Here is a 12,085-nt window from a genome sequence, read left to right as displayed (position 1 = left end):
CGAGCATGCGACCCCCGAAAAGTTTTCCTGTGATCTGCATTAAGGATTGCCTTCCTTCGTCCGTTGCGCACCGCCGGCTGTTCAGCAACGGGACCCCGCGTTCTGCAGCTTCATGGCGAGCGGGCCGACCTATGGCATCCGGCAGGTAACTTTTTGTTAACCATATGGACCTACCGATAGGAGGCTGCTTTTCCGCGATAACAAAAGCAGCACGCCCGGTGCGAGCGTCGAGGTTACTGCCAGGAGCGCTGCTCACTGCCGCACCCATGTCACCCTTGGGATGGATGTCTCTTCAAGGAGGTTGCGATGCCGCTTGTCGCTTTGCTCGATACATTTAACATGATCGGTCACAATGCTATAATCGTCATGAAAGGCGACCGCACGCATCAAGCTGTCTGCGTGACGGAAGATGCACTCGCTGGTGTTCAGGCTGTGCCTGACGCGCGGCGGCTACCGCAGAATCTCAATGTGTTCGAGCTCATTGCGAGCCGAAAATTCGAACATGGCGAAATCGCATTCGATGGCCGCATCTGGATCACGGCGAAAGACTTGCACGACTGGCAGAACGAGACATTGCATTAGACTGCTGGCCACGCGCTTGATGCATGCTGCTATCGCCTTTGGGACCAAAATTCCTGGCTGCCTCGGGGGCCACATTTGTCGCATTGCCGTAATGTGACACCCCTACGTTTAGAAAGGCTCCGGGGTAGGGGCCGTTCTCAACTTTGGAGGCAGTACGATGAACGAGCATCTTTCTCAAAAGATATTCCCCACGACTCAGCTCGAAGACGCGGATGGCGAAGGCCACAATTCCAGCACCAACCCAACGATGGGTGAGATCATCAGCAAGCGCTTTTCGCGCCGTAACTTCCTCCAGGGTTCGCTTGCCGTCGCCGCGATTACCGCAACCGTCAGCCCCGTCGCGTTGATGACGGCGGAAAAGGCGCGTGCTGCCGGAAAATCGGCCTTCTCCTTCACCGAGGTCGAAGCCGGCGTCGACGCGGACCATCATGTCGCCGAAGGCTACAACGCCGACATCCTGCTGCGATGGGGCGATGCGCTTTTCCCCGATTCCCCGGCATTCGATCCCAAGAACCAGACGGCCGAGGCACAGAGCCGCCAGTTCGGCTACAACAACGACTATGTGGGCTATATCCCGCTCGAAGGCTCTTCCGAACACGGCTTGCTGGTGGTCAATCACGAATATACCAACCCGCACCTGATGTTTCCGGGTCTCGTCTCGATCGTTGACGGCAAGATCAAGCAGGCTCGGCTGAGCAAGGAGCAGGTCGACATCGAAATGGCCGCGCATGGCGGCACGATCGTCGAGATCCGCAAGGTCGATGGCAGGTGGCAGGTCGTTCCCGAAGGGAAGTACAACCGCCGCATCACCACCATGACCGAAATGCAGCTGACCGGTCCGGCGGCAGGCAACGAGCGCCTGAAGACTTCCGCCGATGGGACGGGCACAAAGGTGATCGGTACCATGAACAACTGTGCCGGCGGCGTGACTCCCTGGGGCACCTACATCATGGCGGAGGAGAATTTCCACGGCTATTTCTCGGGCGATCTGCCGGAGGGCCACAAGGAAGCCGCCAACTACAAGCGCTACGGCGTTCCGGAAGGCGCTTACGAATGGGCGAATTTCTACGATCGCTTCGACCTTGCCAAGGAGCCTAACGAGCCCAATCGCTTTGGCTGGATCGTGGAGGTCGACGCCATGGACCCGACCTCGACACCGAAGAAGCGCACGGCGCTCGGCCGCACCAAGCACGAGGGTGCCGCCTCGATCGTTTCCAAGAACGGCCGCGTCGTCTTCTATCTCGGCGACGACGAGCGTTTCGACTATGTCTACAAGTTCGTGACCGAGGGCACTTACAACGCCAACGATCGTGCCGCGAACACGGATCTTCTCGATAGCGGCACGCTCTCCGTTGCCAAGTTTGCCGAGGACGGCTCGCTGCAGTGGCTGCCGCTGACCTTCGGCGAAGGACCGCTGACGACCGAGAACGGCTTTGCCAGCCAGGCAGATGTGCTCATCGAGACGCGCCGTGCCGCCGATCTGCTCGGAGCGACGAAGATGGACCGGCCGGAGGACGTCGAGCCGAACCCGGTCAACGGCAAGGTCTACCTCATGCTGACCAACAACACGAACCGCAAGGCGGAGCAGGTCGATGCCGCCAACCCGCGCGCCAAGAACGCGTTCGGCCATATCATCGAGATCAGCGAGGACGACGGCGAATTCGCTGCAGCCTCCGGTAAGTGGGAAGTGCTGTTGAAATGCGGCGACCCCGCCGTCGCCGATGTAGGTGCATCCTTCTCGACGGACACAACCAAGAACGGCTGGTTCGGCATGCCCGACAACTGTTCCATCGATTCCGCCGGCCGCCTCTGGGTGGCGACGGACGGCAACAACAACAAGGCGACCGGCCGTACGGACGGCTTGTGGGCAGTCGACACGGAGGGCGAGGCGCGCGCGACCTCCAAGCTCTTCTACCGTGTTCCCGTCGGCGCAGAGCTTTGCGGTCCGCTGCTGGTTCCCGGTGACGAAACAGCCTTCGTCGCCGTGCAACATCCGGGTGATGGCGGCGACGACTGGAGCGGTCACGGCCGTCCATCCTACTACGAGGATCTCTCGACGCGCTGGCCCGACTTCAAGGATGACATGCCGGTTCGTCCGGCGGTCGTCGCCATCACCAAAATCGGCGGCGGCAAGATTGCCGTCTGAGCGGCAGGTTCTATAGCGGCGCCAAGCCACAGAGAATGCGGCTGGGACGAGCACATCGTCCCAGCCGTTGCATTTTTTCGCCGGAGAGATCAGCCGCCCTCACTGCCTTGGCGGAGCGTGCCATCTTTTCGCCGCCGCCAGTACATTAGTTTGTAATAAAATAGAGCTACATATCCCTCCCATAATGAGGAGGGAACCTATGCGCGAGATGACGTTGCCGGAGGTGCTAAACGATCCGCTGATCCGCCAGCTGATGCGGGCCGACAAGGTATCGCTTCAAGCTTTTAAGACTCTGCTTCGAGAAGCGGCTGCACGCGTTGAAGAGCAGGCTGACGTGAAGGCGGAGGCTGCGCATCAGCATGCAAGCAATGGCGTTTCGCCTAAAATCAATCCCATCCTGCAAGAGGAAGCAGTCTAGTCTACGGCCCCAAGCCGTTAGCAAGTCGCCTGGAATAAGGCGGCCGCCGTCGTCACTGCCGGCCGAGTTTGCGGCTGACGAAGACCGTTACGCCGCCAATCCCCAGCACGATCAGACCCCAGAGGACCCAAACGCTCTGATTGATCATGAAACTGGACGAGGGATACGGGAATAGTCCGCTCCCCTGACCTATCCAGATCAATCCGAGCAGCATCAAAATCGTCCCGAGGACGTAGCCAACTTTCCGCCTCATTTGCATTCCTCCTCCCGTAAGGCAGCGAGGACTTCGATCTAGGCCTCGATGCTAACGGCGCTCTTTCCAATAATTTCCCCAAAGCGTTTCGACACTGGATCGTCAGATGCCGCAGACGACGCCAACACGACTTCCCAGCATGCGTCGGCCTCCTTCAGACGGCAGACGCTCAGGATCGACTCCCGGCTTTCGGCCACCGATTCCGGCACCAGCGCGATACCCAGTCCATGCCCGACGAGTTCTAATAACGTGCTGAGATCGCTTACCTCGAATGCGATCTTACGATCACTATTGGCCGTCAGAAACAGTTCGTCAATCAGCTTGCGCGTACCCAAATCCTGCTCGAAATCGACGAACGGATAAGCGGCAATCTCTTCGATCGAAGCAATGTCGGCTGTCGCAAGCGGATGGGTTCGGCTGCAGACCACGACCAGTTCTTCACAAGCGATCATCGTCGTCGAAATGTCGGCCGGCGGTTCGAAGACCGGCAGAAACGCCAGATCGAGCTTGCCGTTGCGTACCTTCTCGAGAAGGTGGGCCGCACCGCCTTGTATGAGGCGGACTTCGATATGAGGGTGACGCTCATGAAAGCGCGCAAGCAATAGCGGCAGGTCGAGAAATGCCGGCAGGCCCTGAACAGTTCCGACATTCAGCTTCCCTGATTTCGCCTCAGTCACTGCGCTCACTGCGTCGCGCGCGTCTTTCGCTGCGGCCAGAACGATTTCCGCCTTTTCGAGCAGAGCCCGACCGGCGGCTGTCAGCCGAACCTTTCGCGTGGAGCGCACGAAGAGCTTGGCATTGAGCTCGAATTCGAGCGCCCGAATAGAACTCGATAGCGCGGACTGGACGATGTTCAAACGCTGCGCGGCCCGCGTAAAATGCTCAGCTTTTGCCGCAGCGACGAAATATTGGAGCTGGCGTAGTTCCATATGCGCCTCATTATGCATCAAAATCGATCAATCTTATCTAAATCTTCCGTTTGAAAGATGGAAGCAGCTGACGCATTCTTTCGTCAACGCCTCATCAGCGCACGTCCTGCTCTGGTAATCCCACCGTATGCTTCGTCAGCGGATCCTCTCGAGGACCTCTCGTTGAACGACTCGGGTGAAAGGAAGCGAGGGCGGCAGAATCGGCGGAACTCGCCGATGGGCTGGGTGCTGGAGGCTTCGAAATCGCGGCTGCAATTGATGACGCAGCCGTTTCAACGGAGGTAAAGAATGGACTATCGCAAACTCGGCCCGAGCGGCACGATCGTGACCGCATATTGTCTCGGTACAATGACCTTCGGAGCAGAGGCGGACGAAGCCGCTTCCCACCGGCTGCTTGATGACTATTTCGCCTGGGGCGGCAATTTCATCGACACCGCCGACGTCTACAGCGCCGGCGTTTCCGAAGAGATCACCGGCCGCTGGCTGAAAGCTCGTCCCACCGAAGCCAAGCAGGCTGTGATCGCCACCAAGGGTCGCTTCCCCATGGGCGACGGGCCGAACGACATTGGCCTCTCCCGCCGCCACCTTCACGATGCGCTGAACGCGTCGCTCAAACGCCTCGGCGTCGATTACATCGATCTCTATCAGATGCATGCCTGGGATGCGCTGACACCGATCGAGGAGACGCTACGCTTCCTCGACGACGCCGTTTCGGCCGGCAAGATCGGCTATTACGGCTTCTCGAACTATGTCGGCTGGCATATCGCCAAGGCCTCCGAGATCGCCAAGGCGCAGGGCTATACGCGTCCGGTGACGCTGCAGCCGCAGTACAATCTGCTCATGCGCGACATCGAGCTGGAAATCGTCGCAGCCTGCCAGGATGCGGGCATGGGCCTGCTTCCCTGGTCGCCGCTCGCCGGCGGCTGGCTGACGGGCAAGTACAAGCGCGACCAGGCGCCGACGGGCGCTACCCGCCTCGGCGAAAACCCAAAGCGGGGTGGCGAAGCCTATGAGGCCCGCAATGCGCAGGACCGGACCTGGGCGATCATCGGTGCTGTCGAAGAAATCGCCAGGGCACGCGGCGTCAGCATGGCCCAAGTGGCGCTTGCCTGGGTCGCCACCCGTCCCGCCGTCACCTCCGTCATCCTCGGCGCCCGCACGCCGGAACAGCTCGCAGATAATCTCGGTGCTGCCAAGCTGACGCTATCGGATGAGGAAATGCAGACGCTCACTGATGTCAGCGCGCCGACGCCCGGCCAGTACCCTTACGGCCAGCATGGCATCAACCAGCGCCACCGTAAGATCGAGGGCGGCCGCTAAGCGATAAAGCGGCGTCAGATCCTGGCGCCGCTTGTCTCATCGAAAAGATGCAGATGGCTCGGATCGACGGCGACCCCGATCGTATCGCCACCACGAACCAAACCGCGGCCTGTCTCTACAATCGTAAGCTCCGGTGTGGTTGCGGCTGTGACGAATGTCGACGAGCCGGTCGATTCCACAAAGGCGACCGGTACGTGGAACGTCCCCTGCCCCCGGCCGGTAATGCCGAGATGTTCAGGGCGAAGACCGGCCGTGACCTTGCGGCCCGGCTGCAACTGGTGGCCGGTTGCGATCGTCTGCTTTACCGGTCCGAGATCGAGCGTCAGGCTTCTGCCGTCCTCACCGACGATGGCCGGAATGAAGTTCATCGCGGGCGAGCCGATGAAGCCTGCGACGAACTTATTGGCGGGCCTGTCGTAGAGGTCGAGCGGTTTGCCCTGCTGCTCGATAACACCGTCTCTCATCACGACGACGTGGTCGGCCATGGTCATGGCTTCGATCTGGTCGTGCGTGACGTAGACCGAGGTCGCGTGCAGCCGGTCGTGCAGGGCGCGGATCTCCTTGCGCATATGGACGCGCAGCGCCGCATCAAGGTTCGACAGCGGCTCATCGAACAGGAAGGCCTTGGGGTGGCGGATGATGGCGCGGCTCATGGCGACACGCTGCCGCTGCCCGCCGGAAAGCTCGCGCGGATAACGCTTCAGGAGGTGCGATAGACCGGTCGTGGCGGCAACTTCCTCGGCTGCCTTTTTGGCGTCAGCCTTCGCCACGCCTCGGATCCGCAGGCTGTAGGTCAGGTTCTTCTCCACCGTCATGTGCGGATAGAGCGCATAGGACTGAAAGACCATAGCGACGTCGCGCTTGCGTGGCGGCACGTTGGTCATCAGCTCACCGGCGATCTTCAGCTCACCCTCGGAAATCCTCTCAAGACCTGCAAGCGAGCGAAGGAGCGTGGACTTGCCGCAGCCGGACGGACCGACCAGAGCGACGAACGTGCCTTTGGCAATCGAAAGGTTGATGTTTTTCAGGGCATGAAATGCGCCATAGTGCTTGTTGACGCCGCTGAGCTCGATCTGAGGGGTCATTTGAGGGCTCCCGAGGTAAGGCCGGATACGATGCGGCGCTGCAAGAGAACGAAGATGGCAAGGATCGGCGTTACATACATCGTGGCGTAGGCCATGATGTTGTTCCACTCGTTGGTGTTCGGTCCCATGAAGGAGTTGAGACCAACACTCGCCGGCTGAAGCTCGGCCGCTTGGATCATCGACTTGGAATAGACGAACTCGCCGAAGGCCTGCATGAAGATCAGGATGGCGCTGACGAGGATGCCGTTGCGGGCAAGCGGCAGCACGATGTGGAAAAAGGCGCCGACACGCGAATTTCCATCGACGAGGGCGGCCTCCTCAAGTTCCTGCGGCACAGCCATGAAGGTAGCGCGGACGAGCACGACGAAGAAAGGCATGCTCTTTGCGGCAATCGCGATCACCACGGCAAGGCGCGGATAGTTCAGCATGCCAAGTTGCGAGAAGCCGACGAAGATCGGCGTCACCATCAGCGAGGCAGGCAGCACCTGCAGCATCAGGATCAGGAAGAGGCCGATATCCACCCAGACATTGCGATAGCGCGCCAGGACGTAGGCACAACCGACCCCAAGCACCGTGATCAGCGTCACCGCGCCGACGGCGATCACCAGCGAGTTCCAGAGATAGCGGCCCATCTGGCGGCTTTCCCAGACATAGCCATAGGTGCCCCATTGCGGCGAAGACGGCCAGAAGCTCGGCGGCGTCGCGAACATCTCCGAGCCGCTCTTCAGCGTCGTGATGTACATCCAATAGAGCGGGAAGAGATAGATCGCCGCCATGATGATGGCGACCGCGAGCATCAGGCGGTTGCGTGCGGTCTCGCTCATCCGCGCACCTCATGGCGTGTCGAGCGGACATAGACGATCGAGGCGAACATGACGAAGACGATCATGATCACGGAGATCGTTGCTCCCTTGGCAAAGTCATACTGGCGGAAGGAGAGATCCCACGCCCAGTATTGCGTGACGTTGGACGAATTGTTCGGACCGCCCGAGGTAATGGCGGCAAAAAGGTCGAACTGCTGCAGCGTGAAGATCAGGCCGAGCGCAATGATCGCGCCGATCGTCGAGCGCATCATCGGCAGGGTGATCGTCCAGAAGCGCTGCCAGGCATTGGCACCGTCGAGTTCGGCAGCCTCGTAGAGATCGCCCGGAATGCCGGACAGGCCGACGGAGAGCAGGATCATGTTGAAGGCGGTTCCGAGCCAGATATTGGCGATGATGACGGCGTAGAGCGAATAATGCGGGTCCGAGCGCCAGAAGATATTGCCCGAGATGATGCCGCTTTCCTTCAGGATGAAGTTGAGAACGCCGAAGTCGCCGGAAAGGATCCAGTTCCAGATGGCGCCGACGACCAGGCCGGGCATGACCCAGGAGACGAGGAAGAGGCCGCGCAGCCATGAGGCGCCGGGGAAATTGACCCAGAAGAACAATGCCAGGCCGAAACCGATCAGGAACTGCCCGGCGATCGAGCCCACGACAAAGATCAGCGTATTGTAGAGGATCGGCAGTGTTTCGGGCTGCGCGAAGAGTTCCACATAATTCCTGAAGCCGACGAAGGGGCGCGAGAAGGTCCCGAGGCTGAACATGTCGACCTCCTGGAAGCTCATCACGACGTTGTAGATGAGCGGCAGGCCTGCCATCAGGAACAGAAAACCGAGCGGAAGGGCGACGAGCACAATATCGAAACCGCAGCCATCCCTAACGCTGGAAAGGATCCTTCTCATGGGTCCTCCGATGCTCCGAACGGAGCCGTCTTGCGCTTGCGCGGAAGACAGCCCCTGCCGGAGGAAGTGATTGGATGGCGCTGAGGCCAGCCGGTGAAACTCTCCCTTCTCCCCCAGCGGGGAGAAGATGCCCGTCAGGGCAGATGAGGGGTGAGCGACAAAGGAGCGAACGGTCGAGCGACGGCGAGATCGAACCGGCCGTGGCCCCCTCATCCGGCGGGCCACCTTCTCCCCGAGGGTAGAAGGGAAAGCCATCGTCAGCCCAAGACAGCCTTGATCTTGTCGGCCGCCTGGTCGAGGGCATCCTTGGCACTCATCTGGCCGGTGAGAGCCGCTTGGATGGCGTCCTGGATCGCCTTGGATATCTTCGGCCATTGCGGATGCGGACCACGGGGCTGCGCGTATTTCAGCTGCTCAAGGAAGACCTTGAGCGCTGCATCCTTGAGCGGCTGGCCGGTTTCCGGAATGGTCAGGTCCGAACGCGCCGGAAGCTGGCCGAAATCCTTGAACATGCGATCGTCCTGCGAGACGAAATATTCGAGAACCTTGAACGCTTCCTCCGGATGCTGCGTATTGGCGAAAATCGCCCAGTTGAAGTCGCCCATAGCCGACGAGCGCTTTGCGCCCTCCTCCGGAACAGGCAGGAGAGCAACGCCCCAGTCGAACTTCGCTTCCTTCAGCATGCGGTCGAGCTCCCAGGGACCCGAGATCGCCATGGCCGCATTGCCGGAGTTGAAGGTTCCAGTCGAATCCCACTGGCTGCGTGTCAGCGTATCCGGCGACGCAAGCTTCTCATCGATGATCTGCTTCCAGGCTTCCAGCGCCTTGACCGCACCGTCGGTATTGATGCTGTCGTAGCTGGCGCCGGCCATCTGCGCCCAGGGAAGAAACTGGAACGTGCCTTCTTCATTGGCCTTGGCGGAGAAGGTGATGCCGTAGACGTTCTTCGAAGGCTCGGTGAGTTTCTTCGCGTCCTCGACAAGCTCGGCCCAGGTCTGCGGCGGCTTATTTGGGTCGAGCCCGGCGGCCTTGAACATATCCTTGTTGTAGTAGAGGGCGATCGTGTTGGTGGCCTTTGGAATGCCGTAGTATTTGCCGTCCCACATCACGGATTTCAGCGGTCCCGGGAAGTAGTTTTCCGGTTTTACGATCGTCGACTTCGAGATCATGTCGGTGAGATCGAGAAAAGCGCCGCGCGAAGAAAACAGCGCGTGCTCCGGATTATCGACGGCGATGATATCGGGCGCCTGCCCCGTGGAATAGGCGCGCATTGCTTCGCTGACAACGTCGTCGAACTGAATCTGGCGATATTCGACCTTGATGCCATTGTTCAGCTTGTTGAAATCTTTGACGAGGTTGGGAGCCGGCTGGATGTCGCGGTCGAGCGACCAGACGGTGATGGTAACGTCGTCAGCCTTGGCGGAAAGGCCGAAGAGCGAGACGCCGGCGAGCGCCAGAGCGCCAAGAACTGCGAATTTGCGGATAGCCATAGTTCTCCTCCTTTGTGGTTATCCTCCGGTGCCCGGCAGTTCCTCCTCGCCGGACACATTCCTATCAAGCGGCGTCGGCGACGAAGTCGCCGCCCCGAGCATGCTTCAGATAATTCAGTGCATGAACCTGGCCGGTCATCTCCAGCTCGTTGCGATAGACCGGGTCGTGCCAGCCCTCGATGTCGATCGAACCCGACCAACCGGCGAGCCGCAGCTCGGAAATGATGTCCGTCCAGTTGCTATCGCCGAAGCCCGGCGTACGCATCAATACGAATTTCTCCTTGCCGAAGATGCCGTGTTCCTTGATGACATCCCAACGGATCGTCGCGTCCTTGCCGTGGACGTGGAAGATCTTCTTGGCCCACTTGCGGATCTGCGGCAGCGGCTCGATCAGATAGACCATCTGATGGCAGGGCTCCCATTCGAGGCCGATATTGTCGTCCGGCGTCTCGTTGAAGATCAGCTCCCAGGCGTCCGGATTATGGGCGATGTTCCAGTCGCCCGTCGCCCAGTTGCCGTCCATGGCGCAGTTTTCGAAAGCGATCTTGATGCCCTTGTCGGCGGCGCGCTTGGCAAGCTCGCTCCAGATCTCCTTGTAGCGCGGCAGGCTGTCGGTCAGCGGCTTGTTGCGAATGCGGCCGGTAAAGCCGGCTACGCAGGTGGCGCCGAAGTGATGCGCGTTGTCGATGCAGTCCTTCCAGCCCTGCAGTGTCTGCAGGTCGATGTCGGTTTCTTCCAGCGGATTGCCGAACATGCCGAGGGTCGAGATCGTGATGTCGCGGTCACCGATCGCATCCACGCAGCGCTTGCCAAGCTCGGCGAGATCCTGCCCGTTGGTCGTCTGCCAGAAAAAGGGTTCGAAGCTCTCAAAACCCAGATCGGCGATCTGGGCGATACGCTTGTCGGCGCCGCCCTTCGAGGCGCTCACCATGGTGCCGATACGAATGGATTTTGCAGGGTTGCTCACGTCATCTATCCTTATGCTGAAATTTCAATGCGCTTCCCGGTCTTTGCGCTCTCGATCGCGCCGAAGACCATGGCAAGGCTTCTGATGTTGTCGCTGCTGACCGTCTCCGGCCGCTTGCCGGTACGAATGGCGTCTACGAAGCTCGCGATCACGCTGGCGTGGCCGTGCGTCTCTTCGTCATGCTCGGGGCCGGGAACGTTTACCGGCGCAAAGCCGTGCAGAAGGCCGGGCTCGCCTCCGGAGACGGCCGCGCTGAAATTGTCAGCACCATCCCATGTGAGCATGCCCTTGGAGCCCACGAGCCGCCATTCACTCTCCCAGCTCGTGCGCTCGCCTTCGGCGCACCAGGAGCCGCGATAGGTAAAGACCACATCGTCGGAGAATTCGAAGGTGGCATTGGCTGCGGCGCCGTGACGGTACCAGGACCCCTTCGGGTTCTTCTCGACGCAATAGACGGCGAGCGGCTTCTTGCCGGCAACGTAGCGGGCGGCATCAAAGGTGTGGATCGCCATGTCGAGTAGCAGGACGTTATCCATCTCCTCGCGGAAGCCACCGAAATGCGGGGCGATGAAGAAGTCGCAATGGATGCCGGTCAGATCGCCGATCGCACCGCTTTCAACAAAGCGGCGCATGCGCCGGACGCCGGAGATGAAGCGCCGGTTTTGGATGATAGCGTGGATCTTGCCCATTTCGGCCGCAAGATCAATCAGTGCGGCACCTTCCGCGAGCGACGTCGCCATTGGCTTTTCGCTGAGCACATGGCAACCGGCCTTGAGTGCTGTGGAAACCACATCGAAACGGGCAGCCGGGACCACGACGTCGAACACGACATCCGTCTTCGTCTTGGCAAGGACCTCCGAAAGGTCTGTGCTGATGACAGCGGCGCTCAAACCGAACTCCGCAGCGATCGCTTCGGCGACGGCGGGGTTCAAATCGACAAGGCCGTTGACCTTGATCGCATCGGCCAGCGCCGGCGTTTCCTTGATCGCGCGCAGCCAACCCTTGCACATAGCTCCGCACCCGCACAAAACGGCATTCAATTTCACGATTTCCTCCCGCGGCGCGTTCTCTACAAACCTCCGAGAATACGCTCCGTAAACGTTTACGATCCTAAGCGGAAACGTTTCCTGCTGTCAAGGGAGGCAAAAAATAGAAGAATTGCTGCGGAAAAC

12 protein-coding genes are annotated in these 12,085 nt (G+C 60.1%); 4 read left to right on the top strand and 8 right to left on the bottom strand.

Annotation, left to right across the window (positions count from 1 at the left end; translation table 11 throughout):
* The first annotated feature begins 306 nt into the window (after window positions 1–306).
* The 3 genes from HGP14_RS11205 (at window position 307) to HGP14_RS11195 (ending at window position 3,146) form a co-directional block, all read left to right on the top strand.
* Complete coding sequence (locus HGP14_RS11205; RefSeq protein ID WP_168829913.1) at window positions 307–582, top strand: hypothetical protein; 276 nt, start codon at window positions 307–309, stop codon at window positions 580–582.
* Between the two features lie 157 nt (window positions 583–739).
* Window positions 740–2,728, top strand: coding sequence for a PhoX family protein (locus HGP14_RS11200; protein ID WP_168829912.1), 1,989 nt, complete (start codon window positions 740–742; stop codon window positions 2,726–2,728).
* A 199-nt stretch (window positions 2,729–2,927) separates the two neighbouring features.
* Window positions 2,928–3,146, top strand: coding sequence for a hypothetical protein (locus HGP14_RS11195; protein ID WP_168829911.1), 219 nt, complete (start codon window positions 2,928–2,930; stop codon window positions 3,144–3,146).
* A gap of 52 nt (window positions 3,147–3,198) precedes the next feature.
* Here the strand turns inward: HGP14_RS11195 and HGP14_RS11190 are convergent, their stop codons facing one another.
* Both HGP14_RS11190 and HGP14_RS11185 read right to left on the bottom strand, forming a co-directional pair.
* Window positions 3,199–3,399: a hypothetical protein gene (locus tag HGP14_RS11190; RefSeq protein ID WP_168829910.1), complete on the bottom strand. Its 201-nt coding sequence runs from the start codon at window positions 3,397–3,399 to the stop codon at window positions 3,199–3,201.
* Window positions 3,400–3,437: 38 nt separating this feature from the next.
* Complete coding sequence (locus HGP14_RS11185) at window positions 3,438–4,328, bottom strand: LysR family transcriptional regulator (protein ID WP_168829909.1); 891 nt, start codon at window positions 4,326–4,328, stop codon at window positions 3,438–3,440.
* Window positions 4,329–4,616: 288 nt separating this feature from the next.
* Here HGP14_RS11185 and HGP14_RS11180 point away from each other — a divergent pair, with 288 nt between their 5' ends.
* Window positions 4,617–5,648 carry an aldo/keto reductase gene (locus tag HGP14_RS11180; RefSeq protein ID WP_168829908.1) on the top strand — a complete coding sequence of 344 codons (1,032 nt, stop codon included), beginning with the start codon at window positions 4,617–4,619 and terminating at the stop codon, window positions 5,646–5,648.
* Window positions 5,649–5,662: 14 nt separating this feature from the next.
* Here the strand turns inward: HGP14_RS11180 and HGP14_RS11175 are convergent, their stop codons facing one another.
* The 6 genes from HGP14_RS11175 to HGP14_RS11150 form a co-directional block, all read right to left on the bottom strand.
* Window positions 5,663–6,733 carry an ABC transporter ATP-binding protein gene (locus tag HGP14_RS11175; protein WP_168829907.1) on the bottom strand — a complete coding sequence of 357 codons (1,071 nt, stop codon included), beginning with the start codon at window positions 6,731–6,733 and terminating at the stop codon, window positions 5,663–5,665.
* Window positions 6,730–7,557, bottom strand: coding sequence for a carbohydrate ABC transporter permease (locus HGP14_RS11170; RefSeq protein ID WP_168829906.1), 828 nt, complete (start codon window positions 7,555–7,557; stop codon window positions 6,730–6,732). Before HGP14_RS11170 ends, HGP14_RS11175 begins: the two co-directional genes overlap by 4 nt.
* A complete protein-coding gene (locus tag HGP14_RS11165) occupies window positions 7,554–8,456 on the bottom strand; it encodes a carbohydrate ABC transporter permease (protein ID WP_168829905.1) in 903 nt (300 codons plus the stop codon). The genes HGP14_RS11170 and HGP14_RS11165 overlap by 4 nt, the downstream gene beginning before the upstream one ends.
* Window positions 8,457–8,713: 257 nt before the next feature.
* Window positions 8,714–9,946 carry a sugar ABC transporter substrate-binding protein gene (locus HGP14_RS11160; protein WP_168829904.1) on the bottom strand — a complete coding sequence of 411 codons (1,233 nt, stop codon included), beginning with the start codon at window positions 9,944–9,946 and terminating at the stop codon, window positions 8,714–8,716.
* Between the two features lie 64 nt (window positions 9,947–10,010).
* Window positions 10,011–10,913 (bottom strand): sugar phosphate isomerase/epimerase, encoded by a 903-nt coding sequence (locus HGP14_RS11155; RefSeq protein WP_168829903.1) that lies wholly within the window; start codon window positions 10,911–10,913, stop codon window positions 10,011–10,013.
* An 11-nt stretch (window positions 10,914–10,924) separates the two neighbouring features.
* Window positions 10,925–11,959 carry a Gfo/Idh/MocA family protein gene (locus HGP14_RS11150; RefSeq protein WP_168829902.1) on the bottom strand — a complete coding sequence of 345 codons (1,035 nt, stop codon included), beginning with the start codon at window positions 11,957–11,959 and terminating at the stop codon, window positions 10,925–10,927.
* Between the last annotated feature and the right edge of the window lie 126 nt (window positions 11,960–12,085).

This window comes from Rhizobium sp. P32RR-XVIII (assembly GCF_012641395.1).
GTDB lineage: Bacteria > Pseudomonadota > Alphaproteobacteria > Rhizobiales > Rhizobiaceae > Rhizobium.
This window is presented reverse-complemented; position numbering and strand designations above follow the sequence as displayed.

Bases quoted from the DNA above. Each gene is read 5' to 3' on its own strand.
- HGP14_RS11175 (WP_168829907.1), bottom strand. From the start codon at position 6,733: ATGACCCCTCAGATCGAGCTCAGCGGCGTCAACAAGCACTATGGCGCA.
- HGP14_RS11170 (WP_168829906.1), bottom strand. From the start codon at position 7,557: ATGAGCGAGACCGCACGCAACCGCCTGATGCTCGCGGTCGCCATCATC.
- HGP14_RS11160 (WP_168829904.1), bottom strand. From the start codon at position 9,946: ATGGCTATCCGCAAATTCGCAGTTCTTGGCGCTCTGGCGCTCGCCGGC.
- HGP14_RS11180 (WP_168829908.1), top strand. From the start codon at position 4,617: ATGGACTATCGCAAACTCGGCCCGAGCGGCACGATCGTGACCGCATAT.
- HGP14_RS11205 (WP_168829913.1), top strand. From the start codon at position 307: ATGCCGCTTGTCGCTTTGCTCGATACATTTAACATGATCGGTCACAAT.
- HGP14_RS11185 (WP_168829909.1), bottom strand. From the start codon at position 4,328: ATGGAACTACGCCAGCTCCAATATTTCGTCGCTGCGGCAAAAGCTGAG.
- HGP14_RS11200 (WP_168829912.1), top strand. From the start codon at position 740: ATGAACGAGCATCTTTCTCAAAAGATATTCCCCACGACTCAGCTCGAA.
- HGP14_RS11195 (WP_168829911.1), top strand. From the start codon at position 2,928: ATGCGCGAGATGACGTTGCCGGAGGTGCTAAACGATCCGCTGATCCGC.
- HGP14_RS11165 (WP_168829905.1), bottom strand. From the start codon at position 8,456: ATGAGAAGGATCCTTTCCAGCGTTAGGGATGGCTGCGGTTTCGATATT.
- HGP14_RS11190 (WP_168829910.1), bottom strand. From the start codon at position 3,399: ATGAGGCGGAAAGTTGGCTACGTCCTCGGGACGATTTTGATGCTGCTC.